A 25,540-nucleotide genomic window follows, 5' to 3' on the forward strand; every position below is an offset into this window, starting at 1 on the left:
CCGGCTTCGGCCGGGTTTTTTCTGGGGGACGCGCACCGCCAGCCATCCAGTTCCGCCATGTCCGACCACGCACTCGAACTCCTCTCGATCAGCTGCATCTTCCATTCGAAGGACGACCCCGGCCAGCGCTACACCGCGGTGGCCGACACCACCTTGCGCGTGCGCGCCGGCGAGTTCGTGTCGGTGGTCGGTCCCACGGGCTGCGGCAAGTCGACCCTGCTCAACATCGGCGCGGGGCTGCTGCAGCCTTCGTCCGGCACGGTCAAGGTGTTCGGCCAGCCGCTTTCGGGCATCAACGCGCGCGCGGGCTACATGTTCCAGACCGAGGCGCTGATGCCCTGGCGCAGCGCCATCGACAACGTGATGGTCGGGCTGCAGTACCGCGGCATGGCCGATGCGCAGGCGCGCCGCGAGGCCGAGGCCTGGCTCGCGCGCGTGGGCCTCTCGGGCTTCGGCGACCGCTATCCGCACCAGCTCTCGGGCGGCATGCGCAAGCGCGTGGCACTGGCGCAGACGCTGGTGCTCGACCCCGACATCATCCTGATGGACGAGCCGTTCAGCGCGCTCGACATCCAGACCCGCCAGCTGATGGAGAACGAGGTGCTCGACCTGTGGAGCGCGAAGAAGAAGGCCGTGCTGTTCATCACCCATGACCTCGACGAGGCGATCGCGATGAGCGACCGCGTGGTGGTGCTCTCGGCCGGGCCGGCCACCCATCCGATCGGCGAGTTCGAGATCGACCTGCCGCGTCCGCGCGACGTGGCCGAGGTGCGCACCCAGCCGCGCTTCGTCGAGCTGCACACCCAGATCTGGGAAGTGCTGCGCGACGAGGTGCTCAAGGGCTACGCGCAGCAACTGAAGAAGGCCGCATGATGTCGCGCCTGGCCCTCAACGAACGCAACGCGCGCTTCTGGCAACTGGTGCTGCTGGTGGTGATCCTCGTGGGCTGGCACCTGGCCTCGCGCAACCAGCAGGTGGCCTTCTTCCTCGGCGAGCCGATCCAGGTGGCCGGTCGCATCTGGAGCTGGTTCCTGCCCTTCGAGGTGCCGGCGAACCCGCTGTTCCCCGACGGGCTCAAGGGCAATGCCGACATCTACCTGCACCTGGGCACCACGCTGCTCGAGACCGTGCTGGCCTTCGGCATCGGCACCGTGCTGGGCCTGGGCTGCGGCCTGTGGCTGGCGCTCGCGCCCACCGCGAGCCTGATCCTCGATCCCTACATCAAGGCCGCCAACTCGATGCCGCGCGTGATCCTCGCGCCGATCTTCGCGCTGTGGTTCGGCCTCGGCATCTGGAGCAAGGTGGCGCTGGCGGTCACGCTGGTGTTCTTCATCGTGTTCTTCAACGTCTACCAGGGCGTGCGCGAGGTGAGCCCGGTGGTGCTGGCCAATGCGCGCATGCTGGGCGCCAACCAGCGCCAGCTGCTGCGCACCGTCTACCTGCCGAGCGCCACCAGCTGGGTGTTCTCGAGCCTGCACACCTCGGTGGGCCTGGCCTTCGTGGGCGCGGTGGTGGGCGAGTACCTGGGCTCGGCGCGCGGTGTCGGCTACCTGATCCTGCAGGCCGAGGGCACCTTCGACGTCAACACCGTGTTCGCGGGCATCGTGGTGCTGACGGCCTTCGCGCTCGCGCTCGACGCGCTGGTGGGCCTGATCGAGAAGCGGCTCATGAAGTGGCAGCCGCGCAGCGGCGAGACCGAGAAGCTCTGACCGCGCGGCGGCCCGAGAACGAGCTTGGGCGCCCTCAGGCGTTCTTGCCGTGCGTCTCGGCATTGACCTGCACCAGCGCGCGGCCCGCGAAGATGCCGCCGGCCATCTCGAGCACCACGCGCTCCGCGTCGCGCCGCCGCAGCTCGTCGATCACCTCGTCGGCCTCGGTGTCGGAGGCGCCGAGCGCCAGCACGCCCTGGCGGCCGAAGGCCATGGCCGATTCGAAGGTCTCGCGGATCTGGAAGTCGACGTTGAGCTTGCCGATCTCGAGCATGTGCTCGCGGTCGTAGGCGCGCACCAGCAGCTGCGCATGCGGGAACTCGGCCTTGAGCAGCTCGACGATGCGCGTGGTCGCGGCCTTGTCGTTCACGCACACCATGATGACGCGCGCGCCGTGGGCGCCGGCGGCATGCAGCACGTCGGCGCGCGAGCCGTCGCCGTAGTAGACCTTGAAGCCGAACAGGGCGGCGACGCGGATCGCCTCGGTGTCGGTGTCGATGATCGAGATCGACGCGCCGCGCGCCAGCGCGCCCTGCACCGCGATCTGGCCGAAGCGGCCGAAGCCGATCAACAGCACGTTGCCGACCAGGTCCTCGGCCTTGTCGATGCCGTCCATCGACGCGGCCGCGGCCGGCGCGAAGCGGCGGTGCGCGAGCACCACCAGCGGCGTGAGCGCCATCGAGAGCACCACCACCGCCGTCATGTTGGCGTTGACCACCGGGCTGATGACGCCCGCGGCGAGCGCGGAGGAGAACAGCACGAACGCGAACTCGCCGCCCTGGGCCATCAGCACCGCGCGGTCGAGCGCGTCGGCGCGCGAGCTCTTCGCGAGCCGCGCCACCGCGTAGATGCACAGCGACTTCACGACCATCATCGACAGCACGCCGGCCAGGATCAGCTGCCAGTTGCGCGCCACCACCGCGAGGTCGAGCGACATGCCCACGCCGATGAAGAACAGGCCGAGCAGCAGGCCGCGGAAGGGCTCGATGTCGGCCTCGAGCTGGTGGCGGAAGGTGGACTCGGACAGCAGCACGCCCGCGATGAAGGCGCCCATGGCCATCGAAAGGCCACCGAGTTGCATCAGGAGCGCCGCGCCCAGCACCACCAGCAGCGCGGCGGCGGTCATGACCTCGCGCGCCTTCGAGTTGGCGAGCACGCGGAACAGCGGGTTCAAGAGCCAGATGCCGGCCGCCACCAGCGCCGCGAGCGCGGCCAGCGCGATGCCCACGCCGACCCAGCGCGAGCCGGCCTCGACCGCGTGCTGCGTGGCGTCGGCCGGCGCGATGAAGGCCACGATGGCCAGCAGAGGCACGATCAGCAGGTCCTCGAACAGCAGCACGGCGACGATCTTCTGGCCGCGCGGCGCCGCGATGTCGCCGCGTTCGCCGAGCAGCTGCATCACGATGGCGGTGGAGGTCAGCACGAAGCCCATCGCGCAGACGAAGGACACGGCGAGCGGGAAGCCGAAGGCCATGCCCACGCCGGTCAGCAGCAGGCCGCAGACCACCACCTGCAGGCTGCCGAGGCCGAAGATGTCGCGCCGCATGCTCCACAGGTGCGAGGGCCGCATCTCGAGGCCGATCACGAACAGGAACATCACGACGCCGAGCTCGGCCGTGTGCAGGATGGTCTGGGGATCGGTGAAGAGGCCGAAGCCGAACGGGCCGATGGCCAGACCCGCGGCCAGGTAGCCGAGCACCGAGCCGAGCCCGATGCGCTTGAACAGCGGCACCGCGACCACCGCGGCCCCCAACAGCGTGACGACCTTGACGAGATCGCCCGCGCTTCCTTCCACTGCCATGTCGTGGCCCTCCTGATCTAGTTATCCATGACCGGCGCCGCGAAAGGCGATGCGCCGGTCTTGCCGCCGCTTCAGCGCTTCTTTTTCGACGGCGTGCCGCCGCGCTTCTCGCGCACCACCTGCTTGCTCGGCGCGCTGGCCGGCACCTTGCTCACGTTGCTGCCGCGCTTGACCTGGACCACCGGTCGGCCGCGCGCGTTGCTGCGTGCCGCGGGACCGGCACCCGAGCCGACGCGCGCGGCCGGGGCGGCACGCACCGGCAGGTAGACCACCACGCTGATGCCGCGCTTGAAGGCATGGTTGGGCTTGACGTCGTTCCACTCGGCGACGTTCGCGGGCTTGAGGTTGTAGCGGCGCGCGATGCTCGCCACGTTGTCGCTGCGGCCGGCCTTGACGGTGGTGCGGCGCGTGACGATCTCGGGCTGGAAGCTCAGGTGGCCGCTGTCGGCCACCACCGCCGCCACGTCCTCCTTGACGCGCGCGCCGCGCGGCACGATCAGCGTGGAGCCGGCCTTGATCAGCATGCGCGGCGGCACGTTGTTGAGCGCGCGCAGGTCCGACTCGCTCATGCCGGCGCGCTGGGCGGCGTCGGCCACGGTCATGGTGGTGGGCACGACCCAGGCGGTCCAGCTCGCGTACTGGCCCTGCGTGTAGGCGTCGAAGTTGCGCTGGAACACGGCGGCGTTGTCCCAGGGCAGCAGGATCTCGGAGGTGCCGGCGGCGATCAGCACCGGCTTGTGGGCGGCCGGGTTGAGCGCGCGGAAGTCCTCGATGCGCACGTCGGCGAGCTTGGCGGCCAGTTCCACGTCGAGGTCGCGCGTGAGCGGCACGGTCTGGAAGTAGGGGTGGTTCGCGATTACCGGCAGCTCGGCGTTGAAGGCCTGCGGGTTGGCGACGATGTTCTTCACCGCCTGCAGCTTGGGCACGTACATGCGGGTCTCGGCCGGCATCGTGAGGTCGCTGTAGGTGGTGGGCAGGCCCAGGCGCTGGTTCTTGGCGATGGCGCGGCTCACGCTGCCTTCGCCCCAGTTGTAGGCGGCCAGCGCGAGCTGCCAGTCGCCGAACATGTTGTAGAGCTTCTGCAGGTAGTCGAGCGCGGCGCGCGTGGAGGCCACCACGTCGCGGCGGTCGTCGCGGAAGATGTTCTGCTTGAGGTCGAAGTCGGTGCCGGTGGCCGGCATGAACTGCCACATGCCGGCCGCGCGCGCGCTCGACACGGCCTGCGGGTTGAAGGCGCTCTCGATGTAGGGCAGCAGCGCCAGCTCGGTGGGCATGTTGCGCCGCTCGAGCTCCTCGACGATGTGGAAGATGTACTTGTTCGAGCGCTCGGTCATGCGCTGGATGTAGTCGGGCCGGCTCGCATACCACTGCTCGCGATCGCGCACCAGGTCGCTGTCGAGGTCGGGCATCTTGAAGCCGCGGCGGATGCGGTCCCACATGTCGGCCGGCGGGGCCAGCGTGACCACGCTCTGCGAGCGCGCCTCGCTGCTGGCGATGGGGGCGAGCTGGCCGCTCGGGTAGATGGGCGCGGCGCGGCCGGCGGCGAGGGAGCCGGTGCCGCCGGCGGTGGGGGGAGAGGAGGGGGAAGGGGAGGAAGACGAGGAAGAGGGGGTGCCGGTGCCCGCGCAGCCGGCGAGCAACAGGATGCCTGCAAGGCAGGCGGCAGCGGTGAGTTTCATCGGAAGTCGTTTTTCCATTGGCGCAGCGCGGCGAACACGTCGGCTTCGCCCGCTTCGGGGGACAGCTCGGCATGCGCGCGCACCGCTCGAAGGACAGTGGCTTCGCGGCTGCGAAGAAAGGGGTTGATCCGGCGTTCGAGGGCCAGCTGCGACGGCAGCGTGGGCTCGCCCTGGGCGCGCAGGCTTTCGCAACGCGCCCGGTACTGAGTCAGGTCGGTGTTGCCGGGTTCCACCGCCTGGGCGAAGCGCAGGTTAGAAAGTGTGTATTCGTGGGCGCAGCATACGCGGGTGTCGCCGGGCAGCGCGGCGAGCGCGTCGAGCGAGGCCAGCATCTGCGCGGGCGTGCCCTCGAACAGACGGCCGCAGCCGCCCGAGAACAGGGTGTCGCCGCAGAACAGCAGCGGCGCGCGGCCCTCGGCCGCCGGCAGGAAGTAGGCGATGTGGCCGGCCGTGTGGCCAGGCACGTCGATCACCTCGAAGCGCAGGCCCAGCGCGTCTGCATGATCGCCCTGCACCAGCGGCGCGTAGGGCTCGGGGATGCGCTCGTGCCTCGGCCCCCACACCGCGGCGCCGGTGGCGGCGCGCAGTTCGGCCACGCCACCCGTGTGATCGGCGTGATGGTGCGTGACTAGAATCGCGGCCAGTTGCAGCTTGCCGCTTGCCAGTGCGTCGAGCACCGGCCGGGCATCGCCCGGGTCCACCACGATCGCGTTGGACCCGTCCTGCAGCATCCAGATGTAGTTGTCGGCGAAGGCGGGCAGCGGAACGAGGGTCATGAGCGGTCAAATTATAGGTTTGCAGGAGTGGTTCGCGACCCCCCCCGGACGCTACCTTCTCGCCTGGGAACAAGCCCAGTTCGACCAGGCCGTGGCCGACGTTTTCGGCTACCACGCGCTGCAGCTCGGGGCCGCCCAGGTCGAGGGCCTGCGCGCCAACCGCATGCCGCACCGCTGGCTGGCGCTCGACGACCCGGCGCACCTCGCGCATGCGCCGCAGGCCGTGCTGCTGACCGATTTCGCGGCGCTGCCGTTCGCGGCCAACAGCCTCGACCTGGTGGTGCTGCCGCATGCGCTCGAGCTCAGCCCCGATCCGCACGCCACCCTGCGCGAGGTCGAGCGGGTGCTGGTGCCCGAGGGCCGGGTGGTGATCTGCGGGCTCAACCCGACCAGCCTCTGGGGCATGCGGCAACGCCGCGCGCACCTGTACCGGCGCCTGGGCTTCGGCGAACTCTTCCTGCCCGAGGGCGGGGAGTTCATCGGCTACTGGCGCATGCGTGACTGGCTGCGCCTGCTGAGCTTCGAGGTCGAGTCGGGCCGCTTCGGCGTCTACCGGCCGTCCGCGCGCAGCGAGGCCTGGCTCGAGCGCAGCCGCTGGATGGACGTGGCCGGCGAGCGCTGGTGGCCGATCTTCGGCGCGGCCTACTTCCTGGTGGCGGTCAAGCGCGTGCGCGGCATGCGCCTCTTGAGCCCCGAATGGCGCCGCGCCAGCGCCCGCGCCACGGCGCCGGTGCCGATCGCGGGCAAGGTGCACCGGCAGGGACGCCGCGCCGACGGCGAATGACGTGAATGAATATCGACAGTGAAGAAATGAAGGAACAGAGAGCTTGAACGAAGTCGTGATCTACACCGATGGTGCCTGCAAGGGCAATCCCGGCCCCGGGGGCTGGGGCGCCTGGCTCAAGTCGGGCCCCACCGAGAAGGAGCTGTTCGGCGGCGAGCTGAACACCACCAACAACCGCATGGAGCTCACGGCCGTGATCGAGGGCCTGGCCGCGCTCAAGCGGCCCTGCAAGGTCACGCTCTACCTCGACAGCCAGTACGTACGCCAGGGCATCACCGAGTGGATCCGCGGCTGGAAGGCCAAGGGCTGGCTCACCTCGACCAAGCAGCCGGTGAAGAACGTCGAGCTCTGGCAGCGGCTGGACAAGCTGGTGCAGGAGGGCGGCCACGCCATCGAGTGGCGCTGGGTCAAGGGCCATTCGGGCGACCCGGGCAACGAGCGCGCCGACATGCTGGCCAACAAGGGCGTGGACAAGGCGCTCGGCCGCGGCTGAGCGCGCGGCTGGACACGCGGAGACTACGGGTCAGCCCTCAGAGGGAAGCGGGGCCCGCACGCTAGAGTGCGCGGGCAGGCCTCGGCAAGGGCATGGATGTTGCTTGAGGCGTTGCGATGGCCATCGCGAGATGGTTTCCAACCCTTCGCTCGCAGCATGCACCTCGACTACTCCACCGACACGGTCGACGACGCCCAGCGCTTTGCCTACTGGAGCGACGTGGTGTGCCAGCACCTGATCCCGGCCAAGAGCGTGGTGCCCGACCGCCAGCATTTCAACGCGCGCTTCAGGCTGCGCTCGCTCGGCAAGCTCGCGCTGGCCGAGATGTCCTCGCCGCGCCATGTCTGGGAGCGCGATGCCCAGCACCTGCGCAGCGGCCCCAACGAGGACTTCATGCTGAGCCTGATGGTGTCGGGCCACGGCGTGCTCTCGCAGTCGGGGCGGGAAGTGGTGCAGCGCAACGGCGACATCGTGCTCTACGACGCCGCGCGCCCCTTCAGCTTCGACCTCGCGCCCGAGTCCACGCTGCTGGTTCGCATTCCGCGCCGGCAACTGCTGTGCCGCTTTCCCGAGGCCCACAACCTCACGGCGATGCACCTGGCCGAGGGCCATCCCACGGCGCGGCTGCTCGGCCACATGATCCGCGAGGCGGCGAAGCTCGAGCTCTCGGGCAGCGAGGCCATGGAGGCCAGCCTCGCGGGCTCGATGCTCGACATGCTCTCGGCCGTGCTGCAGGTGCAGAGCGACGGCGCCGAGGCCGCGCTGTCCTCGCATGCCCAGCTCTACCAGCGCACGCGCGAGTACATCGCCGCGCACCTCGACGACTGCGAGCTCGACGTGGAGCAGATGGCCGCGGCGCAGCACGTGTCGGCGCGCACGCTGGCGCGCGTGTTCGCCGAGTACGGCAGCACGCCGATCCAGCACCTGTGGAAGCAGCGGCTCGAGGCCAGCCATGCGGCGCTCAGCGAAGGCCGGGTGCGGCAGGTCACGCAGGCCGCGTTCCAGCACGGCTTCAGCGACCTCTCGCATTTCTGCCGCGTGTTCAAGAAGGCCTACGGCGTGACGCCGCAGACCCTGCTGCGCCGCCACTGAGCACGGCCGTCCGCCGCGGCTGGCGGTTCCAGCCCATCGCGATGGCAGGCGCAGCCAAGCCGCGAACCGCGTCGTTGCCTATCGTGAAGCCAGCCCCCCGACGGGCGCTTCACGCAAGGAAACGACGATGCCTTCCTCCCCCTCCGATCCATCCGATCCATCCGATCCATCCGATCCATCCGGTACACCGCCGGCGATCGACACCGCCGCGCTGGCGCGCTGCGCCGGCCTCGAGCTGAGCCCCGAGCGGCTGGCCGCGGTCGATGCCGTGCTGCAGGCCTGGATCCCCGCCGCCCATGCGCTCAGCGCGCAGATGAGCGATCCCGCGCGGCAGGCGCTGATGCCGGTCACGGCCTTCACGCATGCGCACGAGCTGCCGGAGGAAGCTGCATGAACGACATCGCGAACCTGGGCCTCGCGGAAGCGGCGCGCCTGGTGCGCGCGCGCAAGGTCTCGCCCGTGGAACTGGTCGAGGCCTCGCTCGCGCGCATCCGCGTCCACGACGGCGTGCTCAAGTCCTTCATCACCGTGTTCGAGGAACAGGCGCTGCAGGTCGCGCGCGCGGCCGAGATGCTGTCGGCCGCGGGCCACGAGCTCGGTCCGCTGCACGGCGTGCCGCTGGCGCTCAAGGACAACGTCGCGCTGCGCGGCAGCCGCACCACGGCCGGCAGCAAGCTGCTGGCCGACTGGCTGCCCGAGGCCGACGCCACTGTCGCCACACGGTTGCGCCAGGCCGGCGCACTGTTCATCGGCAAGACCAACATGCACGAGTTCGCCTGGGGCGGCACCTCGGCCAATCCGCATTACGGCGCGGTGCGCAACCCCTGGGACACCGATCGCTTCCCGGCCGGCTCCAGCGGCGGCTCGGCCGTGGCGGTGGCCGCGCGCCTGTGCTTCGGCGCCATCGGCACCGACACCGGCGGCTCGATCCGGCTGCCCTCGGCCATCAACGGCATCGTCGGGCTGCGGCCCACCTACGGCCGGGTCAGCAACCACGGCGTGATCCCGCTGGCCTGGAGCATGGACACGGTGGGCCCGATGGCCCGCAGCGTGGAGGACTGCGCGCTGATGTTCGGCGCCATCGCGGGCTTCGATCCGAAGGACGCGGCCAGCGCGCCGCGCGCGGTGGACGACTACCTGCAGGACCTCGAGGGCGGCTGCCGCCACCTGCGCATCGGCATCGTGCCGGGCTACTTCTTCGAGCACCTGCAGGCGCCGGTGCACGACGCCGTGAAGGCGGCGATCGCGGCCTTCGTCGAACTCGGCGCGCAGGTGGTCGAGGTCGACATCGGCCACATCCACGGCAACATCTCGGCCCAGCTCACCATCGAGTCGGCCGAGCCCAGCACCTACCACCAGCGCAACCTGCGCGAGCGGCCCGGCGACTACGGCGACGACGTGCGCACCCTGCTCGAGGCCGGCGAGATGCTGCTGGCCACCCACTACCTGCAGGCGCAGCGCTACCGCGCGCTGCTGCGCGCCGAGTTCCTCGAGGCCTTCCGCCGCGTCGACGTGTTCGTCTGTCCCTCGCTGCCCTTCGCGGCCACGCGCATCGGCGAAACCAGCGTGGAGATCGAGCCGGGCCGGCCCGAGGACATGCTGTCCGCGATCATGCAGTTCACCGGCGTGGCCAGCCTCACGGGGCTGCCCTCGCTCAACGTGCCCTGCGGCTTCGATCCCGACGGCCTGCCGATCGGCATGCAACTGATCGGCCGGCCCTTCGCCGAGGCCGCGCTGCTGCGCGCGGGCCATGCGTTCCAGCAGGCCACCGATTTCCACCGACGCGCGCCCGCGCTGGCCTGAAAGCGCCAACCCACCCACCGACTGGCCGCGCCAGCACATCGCGATGGCGCTGCGAGCCAAGCCGCGAAGGCGGTGCTTCTATACCTTCGACGTCGGCGTCTTCCTACAGGCCGAACCCTTTTCCATCCACAACGAACGGAGCCTCCACACCATGCCGAACACCGATCTGCACTACCTCGAACTGCTCGAAGTCGGCCGCCTGATCCAGTCGAAGGAACTCTCGAGCGTCGAGGTCACGCAGGCCCAGCTCGATCGCATCGGGCAGGTCGACGGCGGCCTGCGCAGCTATGTGCGCGTCATGGCCGATTCGGCGCTCGCCGAGGCGAAACGTGCCGACGCCGAGATCGCGCGTGGCGAATCGCGCGGCCCGCTGCACGGCGTGCCGGTGGCTGTGAAGGACCTGTGCTGGACCGCGGGCGTGCCCACGGCCGCGGGCATGACGCTCTACCAGGACTTCGTGCCCGAGGTCGACGGCACCGTGGTGCGCAAGCTGCGCGAGGCCGGCGCGCCGATCCTCGGCAAGCTGCAGCTCACCGAGAGCGCCTATGCCGACCACCATCCGAGCGTGTCGCCGCCGGTCAATCCCTGGAACGCGGCGCACTGGCCGGGCGTGTCCTCGAGCGGCTCGGGCGTGGCCACCGCGGCGGGCCTGTGCTACGGCTCGCTGGGCACCGACACGGGAGGATCGATCCGCTTTCCCTCGGCCGCCAACGGCCTCACGGGCCTGAAGCCGACCTGGGGCCGCGTGAGCCGCCACGGCGCCTTCGAGCTCGCCGCCACGCTCGACCACATCGGCCCGATGACGCGCAGCGCCGCCGATGCCGGCGCGATGCTCGGCGCCATCGCGGGCGCCGACGCGAACGATCCCACCGCCAGCCTGCTGCCGGTGCCCGACTACCTGGCCGACATTGGCCGGGGCCTGGCCGGGCTGCGCGTGGGCATCGACCTGCGCTGGGCCACCGAGGGCGTGGACGCGCCGACGCGCGAGGTCTTCGATGCCGCCGTCGCCGCGGTGAAGACGCTGGGCGGCGAACTGCGCGAGGTGCGCTTTCCCGATCCGGCGCAGGCGCTGGCCGACTGGTTCCCGCTGTGCGGCATCGAGGCCGCGGTGGTGCACGAGAAGACCTATCCGGCGCGCAAGGAGATGTACGGCCCGGCCGTGGCCGGCCTGATCGAGCTGGGGCTGGCGCAAAGCGGCACCGACTACCAGAAGATCGTGCTGCATCGCCACGATTTCAGCGGCCGCGTGCGCGCGATGTTCGAGGACATCGACCTGCTCTTGATCCCGGCCACCGGCATCGCCTCGCCGACCATGGAGCGCATGGCGCAGATGGGCGTCGACGCCGAGCTGATGGCCGCGATGCTGCGCTACACCTGTCCCTTCGACATGACCGGCAGCCCCACGATCACGCTGCCCGGCGGCTTCACGCCCGCGGGCATGCCGGTGGCCTTCCAGTTCGTGTCGCGCCACTTCGACGAGGCGCTGCTGGTGCGCGCCGGCGCGGCCTTCCAGCAGCTCACCGACTGGCACCGCCGCCACCCCGCGCTGTGAGCGCCGCGGGCTTCCCATTCCTTCGTTCTCCCTCGTTCTTTTCTCCTTCCCTCGAAAGCACCACCATGACACTACGCAATGCGCTTCTCTCCCTGGGCTGCACGCTGGCGCTGGCCACCTCGGCGATGGCCGCCGATCCGCTGAAGATCGGCCTGATGGAAGACGTCTCGGGCGACCTCGCCGTGCTCGGCAAGCCCAAGCTCAACGGCTCGCTGCTGGCCGTGGAGGAGATCAACAAGGCCGGCGGCATCATGGGCCGGCAGATCGAGCTGATCCACCTCGATCCGCAGGGCGACAACGCGCGCTACCAGGAGTTCACGCGGCGCCTCCTGAGCAAGGACAAGGTCGACCTGCTGATCGGCGGCATCACCTCGGCCTCGCGCGAGGCGGTGCGCCCGATCGTCGACCGCACGCAGACGCCGTACTTCTATACCAACCAGTACGAGGGCGGCGTGTGCGACGCCAACATGATCAGCATGGGCGCGGTGCCCGAGCAGCAGTTCTCCACGCTGATCCCCTACATGGTCCAGACCTTCGGCAAGAAGGTCTACGTGGTGGCCGCCGACTACAACTTCGGCCAGATCTCCGCCGAGTGGAACCGCACCATCCTCAAGGACCTGGGCGGCACCGTGGTGGGCGAGGAGTTCATCCCGCTGGGCGTGTCCCAGTTCGCGCAGACGATCCAGAACATCCAGAAGGCCAAGCCCGACTGGCTGCTGATGCTCAACGTGGGCGCGGCGCAGGACTCCTTCTTCGAGCAGGCCGCGGCCGCCAAGCTGAACCTGCCGATGGGCTCGTCGGTGAAGGTGATGCTGGGCTTCGAGCACAAGCGATTCGCGCCGCCCGCGCTCAACCGCATGCATGCCACGGCCAACTGGTTCGAGGAGATCGACACGCCCGCGGCCACCGAGTTCAAGAAGCGCTGGCACGCCAAGTTCCCGAACGAGCCCTACATCAACGACATGGGCTACAACGCCTACAACGCGCTCTACATGTACAAGGCGCTGGTCGAGAAGGCCAAGTCGACCAAGCTGGCCGACCTGCGCAAGGTGATCGCCACCGGCGACGCCTGCATCGAGTCCGCCGAGGGCAAGATCTGCATCGATCCCAAGAGCCAGCACGTGTCGCACCAGATGCGGCTGATCTCGGTCGACGACAAGCATGCGGTGAAGGTGCTCAAGGACTACGGGACCATCCAGCCCTACTGGCTCGGCCAGATCGGCTGCGACCTGACGAAGAAGAACGACCGCAAGCAGTACACGCCCTCGGACCTGCCGAAGAAGTCCTGAGCGCGTTTGCAGCAGCCAGCCACTGACCGGGAGCCGCGGTGTTCGCCGAAATCTTCTCCTTCCTCTACCAGTTCGCCGACGTGTTCGCGTTCCTCATCCTTTCCGCGGCCGGCCTGGCCGTGGTGTTCGGGATGATGGGCGTGATCAACATGGCGCACGGCGAGTTCATCATGTGCGGCGCCTACGTCACCGTGGGCCTGGTGCACGGCGGGCTGCCGCTGCCGCTCGCGCAGCTGTGCGGCACGCTCGCGGCCGGCCTGATCGGCATGGCCGTGGAGTGGAGCCTGGTGCGCAAGCTCTACAAGCGGCCGCTCGACTCGCTGCTCGCCACCTTCGGCCTGAGCCTGATCGTCACGCAGGGCATGCTGCTGGTGTTCGGCTCCACGCTCGCGGGCGTGGGCACGCCCGAGGGCAGCTTCAGCGTGGGTGGCTACAGCTTCTCGGTCTACCGGCTGGTGCTGTTCGCGGCCGCGGTGGCGGTGCTCGGCGGCATCTACCTGGTCTTCATGCGCACCCGCTTCGGCGTGCATGCGCGCGCCACCATGCAGAACGCCTCGATCGCGCAGGCCACCGGCGTGCGCGTGGGCCGCGTGTACGCGCTGAGCTTCGGCATCGGCGCCGGCCTCGCGGGGCTGTGCGGCGCGCTCTATGCGCCGACCATGACCCTGATCCCGACCATGGGCGCGGCCTTCCTGGTCGAGAGCTTCGTCACCGTGGTGGTGGGCGGCGCCAACGTGCTGCTGGGCACCGCGCCGGCCGGCATCCTGCTCGCGGTCATCCGCACCGGCCTCAACGGCTGGGGCGGCCAGATCGTGGGCCAGATCGGGATGCTGCTGGCGGTGATCGTGGTGATCCGCATCCTGCCCGAAGGGGTGTCGGGCTGGCTGGCCCGGCGCACCCGCTGAACGGCGTCTTCCCCTGCACGGAGTCCTTCTCGCATGTTCCAACTCATCAACGGGCCGCAGACGCTGGGCGCCAGCCGCGTCTTCTGGCTTCCCTTCCTCGCCGTGCTGGTCCTGGTGCTCGCATACCCGGCCGTCGCCGATTCGTACGACGTCGGCAACATGGCCTACCTGCTGACCTGGACCTTCATGGCCATGGGCCTGTGCCTGGTCTGGGGCTACGGCGGCATGCTGTCCTTCGGCCAGACCTTCTTCTTCGGCGTGGCCGGCTATGGCTATGGCGTGCTGGCCACCAACCTGGGCGGCGAGTCGGGCACCACCTTCCTCGCGCTGGTACTGGCCCTCGGCCTGGCCGCGCTGGCGGCGGCGGTGCTCGGCTACTTCATGATCTGGGGCCGCGTGGGCGGCGTGTTCTTCGGCATCGTCACGCTGTCGGCCACGCTGGTGCTGGCCTTCTTCCTCGGCCAGACGGCCGGGCCCGAATGGCACATCGGCAACGCGCGGCTCAACGGCTTCAACGGCATGAAGGACATGGCGCCGCTGAACATCCCGTGGTTCGGCGGCGAGCCGCTGTTCTTCGAGGGCGTGGCGCTGTACTACCTGGTGGTGGCGCTGATCCTCGTGGTCTACCTGGGCCTGCGCATCCTGCTGAACTCGCGCTTCGGCAACGTGGTGGTGGCGGTGCGCGAGGATCCGCAGCGCGCCGAGCTGCTCGGCTACGACGTGCGCAAGTACCAGCTCGCCACCTTCGTCATCGGCTCCGCGCTGGCGGGTCTGAGCGGCGTGCTCTACACCTCCTGGGGCCAGTTCATCACGCCCGCGAGCATCGGCCTGCCGGCTGCCGCGATGCCGATCGTCTGGGTCGCGTTCTCGGGCCGCGGCGACATCACGGCCACGCTGGTCGGTTCCTTCCTCGTGCTCTGGGCCTTCCAGGCGCTGACGGTCTACAGCCAGCAGGCGGCGCTGCTGCTGATGGGCGCGATGCTGCTGTGCACCGTGATGGTGGCGCCGCAGGGCTTCGTGATCGGCGTGGCGAACGCGGCGCGGCGGCTGTTCGCGCGGCGCGGCGCGGCCAAGCCTGCGGCGCCATCGAAGCTGCCCGAAGCCACGACCGCGGAGGTGCGCGCATGAACGAGGTCTTGTTGCAGACCCACGGCCTGTCGAAGCGCTTCGGCGGCCATGCGGCCGTGTCGGAGGTCGACCTCTCGGTGCGCCGCGGCGAGATCCATTGCCTGATCGGGCCCAACGGCGCGGGCAAGAGCACGCTGTTCAAGCTGATCGTCGGCACCCACGAAGCGAGCGAGGGCCGCATCGAATTCCAGGGCCGCGAGGTGACGGACGAGCGGCCCTACCAGCGCGTGCAGCAGGGGATGAGCATCAAGATGCAGGCGCCCAGCGTGTTCCGCGAACTGCCGGTGCGGCAGAACATCCACATCGCGCTGCAGCACCATGCGCGGCTGGCCGAACTGCGGCGCGAGGAGGACCGGCTGCTCGAGCTGCTGGACCTCGCGGCCGATGCTGACAAGCCCGCGGGCGAGCTGGCCCACGGCCAGCAGCAGTGGCTGGAGATCGGCATGGCGCTGGCGCTCAAGCCAGTGCTGCTGCTGATGGACGAGCCCACGGCCGGGCTGTCGCCCGAGGAGACCTTCAAGACCGGCGAGCTGATCCAGAAGCTCAATGCCGAGGGCATGACGGTGCTGGTGGTCGAGCACGACATGGCCTTCATCCGCCAGATCGCGCAGCGCGTGACCGTGCTGCATTTCGGCAAGGTGTTCGCCGAGGGCTCGATCGCCGAGGTGATCGCCGATCCGCGCGTGGCCGAGATCTACCTGGGGAAGACGCATGAACACCACTGAGACCGTGCTCGAGATCCGTGGCCTGCAGGCCGGCTATGGCGCCACGCCGATCCTCCAGGGTGTCGACCTGACGGTGGGCAAGGGCGAGATCGTGGCGCTGATCGGGCGCAACGGCGTGGGCAAGACCACCACCATGCGCTGCCTCATGGGCCTGCTGCGCACGCGCGGCGGCGGCATCCGCTTCCTGGGGCGCGACATCGAGACCCTGGCCAGCGATGCGCGCGCGCGGCTGGGCATCGGCTACGTGCCGCAGGGGCGCGAGGTGTTCCCGCGCATGACGGTGGCCGAGAACCTGATGGTCGGCGAGCTGATCGGCGGCCCGCGCGGCCGCAAGCAGCCCGAGCTGGTCTACCAGTACTTCCCGCGCCTGGCCGAGCGGCGCGACCAGCTCGCGGGCACCATGTCGGGCGGCGAGCAGCAGCAGCTCGCCATCGGCCGCGCGCTGGTGGGCAACCCGGCGCTGATGCTGCTCGACGAACCCTCGGAAGGCATCCAGCCCTCGATCGTGCAGCTGATCTGCGACGTGCTGCGCGCGATCCGGCGCGACCTCGGCACCACCATCCTCTTCGTCGAGCAGAACCTCGACACCATCCTCGACGTGGGCGAGCGCGCCTATGTGATGGAGAAGGGCCGCATCGTCGGGCGCATCGAGCCCGGCGCCATGAACGCGCAGGCGGTGCGCGAGCACCTCTCGCTGTGAAGCAACCCACAAGGAGACACATCCCATGAGCTGGCTCGAACGATCGATCATGCAGACGCGCGGCGAGGGCCGCAGCCGTAGCGTGGCCACCCACGAACTCACCGAGGCGAAGCAGGGCACCTACCACTTCACCATCGGCCCCTACACCCAGCCCGTGCTGACGGTGAAGCCCGGCGACCGCATCGTGGTCGAGACGCGCGATGCCTTCGACGGCAAGGTCAAGACCGAGCAGGACCTGCCCTCGAAGGTGCTGACCATGCCCTTCGTCAATCCGCAGAACGGCCCGATCATGGTCGAGGGCGCCGAGCCCGGCGACGCGATCGCGGTGCACATCGAATCGATGGCGCCGCGCGGACCCAACCCGCGCGGCACCTGCTGCATGATCCCGGACTTCGGCGCGCTGAGCGGCACCGCCTTCACCGCGCTGCTCAACCAGCCGCTGCCCGAGACCGTGCGCAAGATCGACGTGGACGAGGAGGGCGTGTACTGGAGCAAGCGCGTCACCCTGCCGTACCGCCCGCACATCGGCACCCTGAGCTGCTCGCCCGAGCTCGATTCCATCAACAGCCTCACGCCCGACCAGCACGGCGGCAACATGGACCTGCCCGACATGGGCCCGGGCAGCATCACCTACCTGCCGGTGCGCACGCCGGGCGGGCGGCTGTTCATCGGCGACGCCCACGCCTGCCAGGGCGACGGCGAGGTCTGCGGCACCGCGGTCGAGTACCCGAGCCTCACGACCATCCGCGTCGACCTGATCAAGGGCTGGAAGCTCGAGTGGCCGCGGCTGGAGACCGAGGCCATGATCATGGCCATCGGCAGCGCCCGCCCGCTCGAGGACGCCACCCGCATCGCCTACAAGGAACTGGTGCTGTGGATGGAGGCCGAGTACGGCTACGACCGCTGGGACGCCTACATGATGCTGAGCCAGTGCGGCAAGGTGCGGCTGGGCAACTTCGTGGATCCGAAGTACACGGTGGGGGCGGGGATCTCGAAGGAGTATCTGGCGCCCTGAGTCCGCTCAGGCCGCGGGCCTGGCGCGCCGCTTCGGCGCCATCGTCGCGGCCCCGCGCCGCACCGCCTCGGCGAACTCGGCCAGGATCGGCGGGCGCTCCATGCCGTCGCGGCGCAGGAACAGGCCGAAGGACGGCAGGCTCACCTTCGGCGCGACGGCGAGCCGCCGCACGCCGCCGCGCGCGATCTCGTCGATCGCATGCTCCAGCCGCACCGCGCACAGCAGCGACGGATCGCGCCGCAGCACCGCGCCGACCGTGACCGACGACAGGGCCTCGACGACCGGCATCGGCGGCGTCGCGCCATCGTTGAGGAAGGCCGTCATGAAGGCCTGACGCACCAGCGTCTCGCGCGGCGGCAGCACCCAGGAGGCCTGGGCCAGGTCGGCCCAGCGCAGCTTGCGCCGGGCGCCGTCGTCGTTGCCGGGGTGAGCGGTGGAGGCAAGCACGCAGAGTTCGTCCTCGAGCAGCACCACGGGCTCGAGCCGCGGCGCGATGTCGCTCGCGGACAGCTCGGGCGTGATGGCGCCGAAGACGCAGTCGAGCTCGCCCTCGAGCAGCCGCTCGATCAGTTCGTGGACGCGGCCCTCGCGCAGCAGCACGGCGGCGCCCGGCACGCGTCGGCGCAGCTCGGCGATGGCGGCCGGGATGGTGGCGGTGACGGAGGGCGCGCCGACCCGCAGCACCGCCGCGGCGCCGCCCTGCAGCGCGTCGACGTCCTCGGTGGCGCGCGCGAGTTCGTTGAGCACCGCCCGCGCGCGGAACACGGCGCTCGCGCCCAGCGCGTTGGCGTGGATGCCCTGGTGGCTGCGCTCGAACAGCCGCGCGCCGAAGCAGCCCTCGATCTCGCCGAGCATCTTGCTGATCGCGGGCTGGCTCAGGTGCAGTCGTGCCGCCGCGCCGCGCATGGTGGCGGTCTCGGAGAGCGCGGCGAGCAGCTCGAGGTGCCGCAGGCGCAGCTTGCGCACGAGATGGTGGGTCTTGGCGTCCATGGGCATTCCCGGTGTCGGAGGCGATAGCTGATCGTGATCGCTCCCTCACGATTATCGAATTTTCAAGAATAGGGGAAGGGGATAAGGTCCGGGCCGATGAACACCGAGACAACGACCGATACAACGACCGAGACAACCGGCCCCGCGGCACCGCTGGCGGGCGTGCGCGTGATCGACATGGGGCAGTACATCGCCGGCCCGGGCGCGGCGATGGTGCTGGCCGAGCTGGGCGCCGAGGTCATCAAGATCGAGCCGATCGCGGGCGACCAGGCGCGCCACATCGGGCGCTACGGCGAGTCGATGATCCGGGCCTACAGCCGCGGCAAGCGCTCGATCGCGCTCGACCTCAAGAGCGAGGCCGGGCGCGCGGTCGCATGGCGGCTGATCGAGGGCAGCGACGTGCTGATCCAGAACCTGCGCCCGGGCGCGGTGGAAGCCCTGGGCTTCGGGCCGGAGCCGGTGCGCGAGCGCTTCCCGAAGCTGATCTACCTCTCGATCTCGGGCTTCGGCAGCCGCGGGCCCTCGAGCGCGCGTCCCGGTTACGACGTGGCCGCGCAGGCCGAGAGCGGGCTGATGTCGGTGACGGGCGAGCCGGACCGGCTGCCGCAGAAGGTGGGCGTGCCGGTCATCGACGCGGCCGCGGGGCACCTGGGCGCGCAGGCGGTGCTGGCGGCGCTCTATGGCCGCACGCGCACCGGCCGGGGCGAGACGCTGCGCACCTCGCTGCTGGAGGTGGCGCTGCACCTGCAGGCCACCACCTGGTGCGACTACCTGGGCGGCGCGCCCGAGCCGACGCGCATCGGCGACGGCCAGCCGAACAACGCGCCGGCCGCGGAGGTGGTGCCCACGCGCGACGGGCACATCGTGCTGTCGGCCTATGCGGACGAGCACTGGGCGCGCTTCTGCCGCGTCGTGGGGCGCGAGGCGCTCGCGGACGATCCGCGCTTTCGCAGCAACGCGCTGCGCGTGCGGCACCGCGCCGAGCTGCGCGCGGTGCTGCGCGAATGCCTGTCCGCGTTCACGAGCGAGGAGTGCGTGGCGCTGCTGAGCCGCAACCAGATCGTCGTCGGCGCGGTGCGCAGCTACCGGCAGGTGCTCGACAGCGAGGACGTGCAGGCCAGCGGCATGCTGGTCGACGCGGTCGCGGCCGACGGCAGCCGCTACCCCTCGCTCGCCTTGCCCTACAGCCTGGGCGACGCGCCGCGCGCCCGGCCGCGCGCCGCCTCCGCCTGCGGCGCGGACACCGACGAGGTGCTGGGCGCGCTGGGCTTCGGCGCGCAGGAAATCGCTCAACTGCGCCGCGACGGCGCCGTGGCCTGAGCGCCGGATGAGAGACGAAAACACCATGGACCTGTTCACACACCCCGACGAAGCCGCGGTCGTCCAGACGCTGCCGCTGTTCGAGATGATGCGCATGCGCGCCGCGACCACCGCGCGCTGCCATCCACGACTGGGCTTCGCCGCGACGGAACCGGGCACCGGCATGCGCTGGGTCAACCAGTTCACCCACACGCACCGCCGCCTCGGACCCGAGGACCGGGAGGTGGTGAGCCCGAACAACGACACCGTCTACAGCAACGCCTGGCTCGACCTCCGCGAGGGGCCGGTGGTCATCGAGTCGCCCGACATGGGCGAGCGCTACTGGACCCTCGGGCTGCTCGATGCCTGGACCAACCCCTTCGCCTACGTGGGGCGGCGCACCACCGGCAACCGGGCGCAGCGCACGCTGGTCCATGCGCCGGGCTGGCGCGGCGCCGTGCCCGAGGGCATCACGCACACGATCCGCGCGGCGGGCGACGACGTCTGGCTGATCGGCCGCATCCTCGTGGAGGACGACGGCGCCGATGCCGAGCGCGTGCGCGCATTGCAGGCGGGCCTGCGGCTCGTGCGGCTCGATGGCGCGGACGCTGCGATGCGCGTGGACACCGTGCTCGACGGCCGCGACACGCGCATCCCCGCGCCCGAGCTGTATCGACAGGTCGTGGAGGCCGCGCTGCGGCGCAATCCCGTGCCCGAGGGCGAGCGGCTCGCATGGCCGCCCGCGGCCGGCGCGCTCGAGGCCGCATTGCCGGCCGTCTACGAAGGCCTGCGCAACGCCGGCCAGCCGCACGACCTCGGCGGCGGCTGGGCCATCCCGGTCTTGGTGCGCACGCACTGGGGCGACGATCTGCCGACGCGCGCGCGCATCGCGCGCAACTTCATCGGCGCGCTCGGCATCGATGAGGCGATGTACCCGACGGCCGAGGTCGACGCGCGGGGCGAGCCGCTTGACGGCTCGCGGTGCTACGAGCTGCGCTTCGCGCCGGGCCGGGTGCCGAAGGTGGGCGCCTTCTGGTCGCTCACGATGTACCGGCGCAGCGACTGCCTGTTCGTGGCCAACCCGATCGCGCGCTATTCGATCGGCGACCGCACGCCGGGCCTGTGCCACGAGGCCGACGGCAGCCTCGCGATCCGGCTGCAGGCCGACGATCCCGGGCCGGGCATGAACTGGCTGCCCGCGCCGCGCGACGAGCGGTTCTATGTGGTGCTGAGGCTCTATCAGCCGCATGCCGACCATCTAGCGCTGCGCTTCGACTATCCGCCGATCCGGCAGGCTTGAGACACGACGAACGAACACACTTAGAAAAATGGAGACGACACGCATGACGACCCTGAACCGCCGCCACCTTCTCGCCGCGGCCGCCGGCCTGGCGCTGCCCTGGAGCGCACCGGCTTTCGCGCAGGCCTGGCCCGCGCGGCCGATCCGCATGATCTCGCCCTATGGCGCGGGCGGCTCCAACGACATCCTCACGCGCGTGCTCGGCGACTTCCTCGGGCGCCGGCTGGGCCAGGGCATCGTGGTCGAGAACAAGGCGGGCGCGGGCACGCGCATCGCCAACGACTTCGTGGCCAAGGCGCCGCCCGACGGCTACACGCTGCTGCATGCCGCCGCGCCGATCGCCATCGGCGAGGCGCTGTACAAGGACCTGCCGTACGACGTGCACAGGAGCTTCGCCGCCATCGCCAGCACCGCGATCGCGCCGCTGTTCCTGGTGGTCAATGCCCAGGCGCCCTACAAGACGTTGGCCGAGTTCGTGAAGCACGCGAAGGCGCAGCCCGGGGGCGCGACCTTCGGCTCGCCGGGCGCGGGCTCGGCGCCGCACCTGACGGCCGAGCTGCTGCTGCGCGCCGCGGGCGCCAAGGGCGTGGTGGTGCAGTACCGCGGCGACGCACCGGCCTACACCGAGCTGCTGGCCGGGCGCATCGACGCCACCCTGACCGCCATCTCGACCGCGGTGCCGCACATCCAGGCCGGCAAGCTGCGGGTGCTGGGCGTGGCCAACGAGGAGCGTTCGCCGCTGTACCCCGATGCGCCGACCCTGCACGAGCAGGGCCTGCCCTCGGTGGTGGGCTACGGCTGGTACGGCATGCTGGCGCCCGCGGGCACGCCGGCCGCGATCGTCGAGCGCCTGAATGCCGAGATCAACGCGGCCGTGGCCGACGCGGACGTGCGCCGCAAGGCCGAGGCGGCAGGACTGCAACTGCGTGGCGGCAGCGCCGCAGAGTTCAGCGCGTTCATCGGCAGCGAGACGCGCAAGTGGGCCCAGATCATCAAGGCCGCGAACATCACGGCGGAGTGAAAAGGCCCTAGACGATCCCGTCGAACATCATCACGTCGACCTCGTCGCCCGCGGCCACCGGGCCCTGGTCGTGGTGCAGCACCACGAGCCCGTTGGCCTCGACCATCGAGCTGAGCACGCCCGAGCCCTGGTTGAGCGCCACCCGCACCTCGGGCAGCGCACCGGGCACCGACTGCACGAAGCCGCGCTGGTACTCGGTGCGGCCCGGCTTCTTGCGGATCGGCCCGAGGCTGCGCGCGCGCAGCAGCGGCGGGTGCGCGGCAGCGGCGGCATGGCAGCCCATCATGCGCAGCAACGCGGGCCGCACGAAGGCGAGGAAGGTGACCATCACGGCGACCGGATTGCCGGGCAGGCCGAACAGCACGGCGGATTCCGAGCCCTGGGGCTCGCGCGGGATCAGGCCCACGGCCATCGGCCGGCCCGGACGCATCGCGACGCGCCAGAAGGCGATGTCGCCGAGCTGCCGCATCACGTCGCGCGTGTGGTCGGCCGCGCCGGCGCTGACGCCGCCGCTGGTGACGATGGCATCGGCCTCGCGCGCGGCGCGCTGCACGGCCGCCGCCAGCGAAGCGGGATCGTCGCGCACCAGGCCGAGGTCGATCACCTCGCAGCCCAGCCGCTCGAGCAGGGCGGTGACGGTGTAGCGGTTGCTGTCGTAGACCGCGCCCTCGCGCGGCGCGTCGCCGACCTCGAGGATCTCGTCGCCGGTCGACAGGCAGGCCACGCGCAGCCGGCGCAGCACCGGCACGCCGGTCAGGCCCAGGCTCGCGACCATGCCGAGCGCGGCGGGCGACAACCGCTGGCCGCGGCGCAGCGCGGGCTGGCCCTGCATCAGGTCCTCGCCCGCGAGGCGGCGGTTGTCGCCGCGGCGCACCACGCGCGCGGGGAAGCTCAGGCGATCGTCCTCGACGCGGCAGAACTCCTGCGGGATCACGGTGTCGAGCCCGGTGGGCATGACGGCGCCGGTCATGATGCGCACCGCGTCGCCCGCGGCCAGCGCGCCGCGCCAGGTGGCGCCGGCCAGCGCGGTGCCGACGATGCGCAGCGAGACCGAGGCATCGCTGGGCGCGTCGTCGCGCAGCAGCGCGCCGTCGAAGGCGAAGCCGTCCATGGCGGAGTTGTCGTGCGGCGGCACGCTGACGGGCGAGACGATGTCCTCGGCCAGCACCCGCCCGAGCGCCTGGCGCAGGCCGAGCTGTTCATGCTGCGCGACGACGGCGCCCTCGACCAGCCGCTCGATGAAGCCGCGCACGCCGTCGACGCCGAGGTCCTGGGGGTCGTGGCCGGCGAGGCCGGCGGCGATGTCGGCGATGCGGCCCATCGGAGCGCTCATCCGCCGATGTAGCTCATCTCGACGCGGCGCTGCGTCTTGGCGCCGCCGTCGTCGGGGCCGCGCAGCGCGCGCAGTTCCGAGTAGCGGTCGGCGCGGCCCTGCCAGACATGGCCGATGGCCGATGCGATCTCCTCGTCGCTGGCGCCGCCGCGCAGCAGCGGGCGCAGGTCGTGGCCGGCGCTCGCGAACAGGCACAGGTAGAGCTTGCCCTCGGTCGACAGCCGCGCGCGGCTGCAGTCGTGGCAGAAGGCCTGCGTGACGCTGCTGATGACCCCGATCTCGCCGCGGCCGTCGGCATAGGCCCAGCGCTGGGCGGTCTCGCCGGCCGCGCTGGCCTCGAGCGGGCGCAGCGGGAACTCGGCGCCGATGCGCGCGACGACCTCGGCCGAGGGCAGCACCTCGTCCATGCGCCAGCCGTTGGTGGCGCCGACGTCCATGTACTCGATGAAACGCAGCACGACCTTGCCGTCGAGCTGGTCGCGGAAGTGGCGCGCCATCGGCAGGATCTCCTGCTCGTTGGTGCCGCGCTTGACCACCATGTTGACCTTGATCGGGCCCAGGCCGGCGGCATGCGCGGCCTCGATGCCGGCGAGCACGTCGGCGACGGGAAAGTCGACGTCGTTCATGTGGCGGAACACGGCGTCGTCGAGGCTGTCGAGGCTCACGGTCACGCGCTGCAGGCCGGCGGCCTTGAGCGCGGCGGCCTTGCGCTTGAGCAGCGAGCCATTGGTGGTGAGCGTGAGCTCGAGCGGCTCGCCCGTGGGCGTGCGCAGCGCGGCGAGCTGCTCGATCAGGCCCTCGATGTTCTTGCGCAGCAGCGGCTCGCCGCCGGTCAGCCGGATCTTGCGCACGCCGTGCGCGGCGAACTGGCGCGCCAGCCGCGTGATCTCCTCGAAGCTCAGCAGCGCACTGTGCGGCAGGTACTGGTAGTCCTTGTCGAACACGTCCTTCGGCATGCAGTAGCTGCAGCGGAAGTTGCAGCGGTCGGTCACGCTGATGCGCAGGTCGGTCAGCGGCCGGCCCAGGCGGTCGTGCAGCACGCCGGTGGCGGGCAGCGCAACGCCGGGCACGACGGGGGCGGGGCGCGCGCGGCCGATCTCGGCGATCGGGATGACGGTGCTGTGGCTGCTGCGGTTGTTCATGGGGCGGAAGCTCCGATTTTGCGCCATGGGCCAAGGGCCCGTGCCGCGCAGGCTACTGGATCGCGCCGCGGCGGACCTTGCCCGCGGTCAAGCTTCGGCGATTCGGAGCCGTTCAACCGCGGCAGAGCTTGAGGTTGGTGCGGGTGGCGCGCACTACCGGCAGGTAGATCTCGGCGTCGGCCGGCGGGTACTCCTCCTGGATCTGCTCGTCGCTCTTGCCCGCGCTTTCGGCCAGCGGCGCCAGGGTCTGCAGGCAGGCGGCGCGGTCGCCGAGCTTGTACTGGGTCAGCGCGAGGTCGTTGCGCATCCAGCCCTTGCTGATCCAGTCCAGGGTCTTGTCGCACTGGCTGAGCACCGGCGCCAGCGTGGTGAGGGCGGCGGCGTAGTCGCGCGCGTCGTAGCGGCGCTTGAAGCTTTGGCGCGAGGCGGCCACGGCCCGGTCGGTGCAGGCCGGGGCCGGGCGGGTGTAGGTGCCCTCGAAGGTGGCGCGGGCGCCGCAGCTGTCGCGGCACTGGTCGACGCCGTTGCTGCCGACCTTGACCGTGCCGCCGTCGACGGTGAAGTTCACCACGCAGCTCGAGTCATCGAGCTTCGCCGTGCCGCGCGCGAGCGTGCCGTCGAGGGCGCAGGTGTGGGCGTTGGCGCCGATGGTCGTGATGTCGAAATGGCCGTTGGGCTTGATGCGCAGCGCGCCGTTGCCGCCCTGGTAGATGTACTCGCCGGGCGGCGGCGAGGCGAAGTCGGCACGGGCGAGGCCGGCGGCGGCGAGCGCCAGCACGGGGAGGAGGCGGACGAAGGGCAGGGGGCGTGGAGCGTTCATCGGGCGTTCTTTGCGCGGGCGGCGACGGCCCGGCCAGTGTATCGGCCGCAACCCGTCTGGCGGGTTCTCGTCATTCCCATGCCGCCTGTCTGGACATGGACAATGCGAACTATTATCATTTGTGCGCCTGAGTACGTAGCGAATGGACGACGCAAAGGGCTTCTTTCAACCAGGAGCTTTGTCA

24 protein-coding genes are annotated in these 25,540 nt (G+C 70.6%); 17 read left to right on the forward strand and 7 right to left on the reverse strand.

Annotated elements, in window-relative coordinates; all coding sequences use genetic code 11:
- Positions 1 to 57 precede the first annotated feature (57 nt).
- Together INQ48_13200 and INQ48_13205 are read left to right on the forward strand one after the other, a co-directional pair.
- Positions 58 to 873 (forward strand): ABC transporter ATP-binding protein, encoded by an 816-nt coding sequence (locus INQ48_13200; protein ID QRF60107.1) that lies wholly within the window; start codon positions 58 to 60, stop codon positions 871 to 873.
- Positions 870 to 1,709 carry an ABC transporter permease gene (locus INQ48_13205; GenBank protein ID QRF60108.1) on the forward strand — a complete coding sequence of 280 codons (840 nt, stop codon included), beginning with the start codon at positions 870 to 872 and terminating at the stop codon, positions 1,707 to 1,709. The genes INQ48_13200 and INQ48_13205 overlap by 4 nt, the downstream gene beginning before the upstream one ends.
- A gap of 34 nt (positions 1,710 to 1,743) precedes the next feature.
- Here the strand turns inward: INQ48_13205 and INQ48_13210 are convergent, their stop codons facing one another.
- The 3 genes from INQ48_13210 to gloB all read right to left on the reverse strand — a co-directional run bounded on the left by INQ48_13210 (position 1,744) and on the right by gloB (position 5,965).
- Positions 1,744 to 3,510, reverse strand: a complete 1,767-nt coding sequence (locus INQ48_13210; protein ID QRF60109.1) for a cation:proton antiporter — start codon at positions 3,508 to 3,510, stop codon at positions 1,744 to 1,746.
- A 71-nt stretch (positions 3,511 to 3,581) separates the two neighbouring features.
- Positions 3,582 to 5,189, reverse strand: a complete 1,608-nt coding sequence (locus INQ48_13215; GenBank protein QRF60110.1) for a transglycosylase SLT domain-containing protein — start codon at positions 5,187 to 5,189, stop codon at positions 3,582 to 3,584.
- Positions 5,186 to 5,965 carry a hydroxyacylglutathione hydrolase gene (gene gloB, locus INQ48_13220; protein ID QRF60111.1) on the reverse strand — a complete coding sequence of 260 codons (780 nt, stop codon included), beginning with the start codon at positions 5,963 to 5,965 and terminating at the stop codon, positions 5,186 to 5,188. The genes INQ48_13215 and gloB overlap by 4 nt, the downstream gene beginning before the upstream one ends.
- 19 nt (positions 5,966 to 5,984) lie before the next feature.
- Here gloB and INQ48_13225 point away from each other — a divergent pair, with 19 nt between their 5' ends.
- The 12 genes from INQ48_13225 to INQ48_13280 all read left to right on the forward strand — a co-directional run bounded on the left by INQ48_13225 (position 5,985) and on the right by INQ48_13280 (position 17,451).
- Positions 5,985 to 6,749 carry a class I SAM-dependent methyltransferase gene (locus INQ48_13225; protein ID QRF60718.1) on the forward strand — a complete coding sequence of 255 codons (765 nt, stop codon included), beginning with the start codon at positions 5,985 to 5,987 and terminating at the stop codon, positions 6,747 to 6,749.
- A gap of 43 nt (positions 6,750 to 6,792) precedes the next feature.
- Complete coding sequence (rnhA, locus tag INQ48_13230; GenBank protein QRF60112.1) at positions 6,793 to 7,242, forward strand: ribonuclease HI; 450 nt, start codon at positions 6,793 to 6,795, stop codon at positions 7,240 to 7,242.
- Positions 7,243 to 7,398: 156 nt separating this feature from the next.
- The gene (locus INQ48_13235; GenBank protein ID QRF60113.1) at positions 7,399 to 8,334 is read left to right on the forward strand and encodes a helix-turn-helix domain-containing protein; all 936 of its coding nucleotides are present in this window, start codon (positions 7,399 to 7,401) and stop codon (positions 8,332 to 8,334) included.
- Positions 8,335 to 8,461: 127 nt separating this feature from the next.
- Entirely contained in the window at positions 8,462 to 8,728 is a 267-nt protein-coding gene (locus INQ48_13240) for a hypothetical protein (GenBank protein ID QRF60114.1), read from the forward strand.
- Positions 8,725 to 10,137, forward strand: coding sequence for an aspartyl/glutamyl-tRNA amidotransferase subunit A (locus INQ48_13245; GenBank protein ID QRF60115.1), 1,413 nt, complete (start codon positions 8,725 to 8,727; stop codon positions 10,135 to 10,137). Before INQ48_13240 ends, INQ48_13245 begins: the two co-directional genes overlap by 4 nt.
- Before the next feature lie 151 nt (positions 10,138 to 10,288).
- Positions 10,289 to 11,689 (forward strand): amidase, encoded by a 1,401-nt coding sequence (locus tag INQ48_13250; GenBank protein QRF60116.1) that lies wholly within the window; start codon positions 10,289 to 10,291, stop codon positions 11,687 to 11,689.
- A gap of 65 nt (positions 11,690 to 11,754) precedes the next feature.
- On the forward strand, positions 11,755 to 12,978 hold the full coding sequence (locus INQ48_13255; GenBank protein QRF60117.1) for an urea ABC transporter substrate-binding protein: 1,224 nt from the start codon (positions 11,755 to 11,757) through the stop codon (positions 12,976 to 12,978).
- 38 nt (positions 12,979 to 13,016) lie between these two features.
- Complete coding sequence (locus tag INQ48_13260; GenBank protein QRF60118.1) at positions 13,017 to 13,883, forward strand: branched-chain amino acid ABC transporter permease; 867 nt, start codon at positions 13,017 to 13,019, stop codon at positions 13,881 to 13,883.
- A gap of 33 nt (positions 13,884 to 13,916) precedes the next feature.
- Positions 13,917 to 15,011 (forward strand): ABC transporter permease, encoded by a 1,095-nt coding sequence (locus INQ48_13265; protein QRF60119.1) that lies wholly within the window; start codon positions 13,917 to 13,919, stop codon positions 15,009 to 15,011.
- The gene (locus INQ48_13270) at positions 15,008 to 15,736 is read left to right on the forward strand and encodes an ABC transporter ATP-binding protein (GenBank protein QRF60120.1); all 729 of its coding nucleotides are present in this window, start codon (positions 15,008 to 15,010) and stop codon (positions 15,734 to 15,736) included. Before INQ48_13265 ends, INQ48_13270 begins: the two co-directional genes overlap by 4 nt.
- Positions 15,723 to 16,436, forward strand: a complete 714-nt coding sequence (locus tag INQ48_13275) for an ABC transporter ATP-binding protein (GenBank protein QRF60121.1) — start codon at positions 15,723 to 15,725, stop codon at positions 16,434 to 16,436. Before INQ48_13270 ends, INQ48_13275 begins: the two co-directional genes overlap by 14 nt.
- Positions 16,437 to 16,461: 25 nt before the next feature.
- Positions 16,462 to 17,451 (forward strand): acetamidase/formamidase family protein, encoded by a 990-nt coding sequence (locus tag INQ48_13280; GenBank protein QRF60122.1) that lies wholly within the window; start codon positions 16,462 to 16,464, stop codon positions 17,449 to 17,451.
- A gap of 6 nt (positions 17,452 to 17,457) precedes the next feature.
- Here INQ48_13280 and INQ48_13285 read toward each other — a convergent pair whose 3' ends face one another.
- The gene (locus INQ48_13285) at positions 17,458 to 18,441 is read right to left on the reverse strand and encodes a LysR family transcriptional regulator (protein QRF60123.1); all 984 of its coding nucleotides are present in this window, start codon (positions 18,439 to 18,441) and stop codon (positions 17,458 to 17,460) included.
- 96 nt (positions 18,442 to 18,537) lie between these two features.
- On the opposite strand from INQ48_13285, the gene INQ48_13290 reads away from it, so the two are divergent.
- From INQ48_13290 to INQ48_13300, 3 genes are read left to right on the forward strand one after another with little or no spacing between them, the layout of a single operon-like run.
- Complete coding sequence (locus INQ48_13290) at positions 18,538 to 19,761, forward strand: CoA transferase (GenBank protein QRF60124.1); 1,224 nt, start codon at positions 18,538 to 18,540, stop codon at positions 19,759 to 19,761.
- A gap of 25 nt (positions 19,762 to 19,786) precedes the next feature.
- Positions 19,787 to 21,040, forward strand: a complete 1,254-nt coding sequence (locus INQ48_13295) for a DUF1254 domain-containing protein (GenBank protein ID QRF60125.1) — start codon at positions 19,787 to 19,789, stop codon at positions 21,038 to 21,040.
- Between the two features lie 43 nt (positions 21,041 to 21,083).
- Complete coding sequence (locus tag INQ48_13300; protein QRF60126.1) at positions 21,084 to 22,061, forward strand: tripartite tricarboxylate transporter substrate binding protein; 978 nt, start codon at positions 21,084 to 21,086, stop codon at positions 22,059 to 22,061.
- Between the two features lie 7 nt (positions 22,062 to 22,068).
- Here the strand turns inward: INQ48_13300 and INQ48_13305 are convergent, their stop codons facing one another.
- The 3 genes from INQ48_13305 to INQ48_13315 all read right to left on the reverse strand — a co-directional run bounded on the left by INQ48_13305 (position 22,069) and on the right by INQ48_13315 (position 25,356).
- Positions 22,069 to 23,382: a molybdopterin molybdotransferase MoeA gene (locus tag INQ48_13305; protein QRF60719.1), complete on the reverse strand. Its 1,314-nt coding sequence runs from the start codon at positions 23,380 to 23,382 to the stop codon at positions 22,069 to 22,071.
- An 8-nt stretch (positions 23,383 to 23,390) separates the two neighbouring features.
- On the reverse strand, positions 23,391 to 24,536 hold the full coding sequence (gene moaA, locus INQ48_13310) for a GTP 3',8-cyclase MoaA (protein QRF60127.1): 1,146 nt from the start codon (positions 24,534 to 24,536) through the stop codon (positions 23,391 to 23,393).
- 112 nt (positions 24,537 to 24,648) lie between these two features.
- The gene (locus tag INQ48_13315) at positions 24,649 to 25,356 is read right to left on the reverse strand and encodes a hypothetical protein (protein QRF60128.1); all 708 of its coding nucleotides are present in this window, start codon (positions 25,354 to 25,356) and stop codon (positions 24,649 to 24,651) included.
- Between the last annotated feature and the right edge of the window lie 184 nt (positions 25,357 to 25,540).

The organism is Variovorax paradoxus (assembly GCA_016806145.1).
Taxonomy (GTDB): domain Bacteria; phylum Pseudomonadota; class Gammaproteobacteria; order Burkholderiales; family Burkholderiaceae_C; genus Variovorax.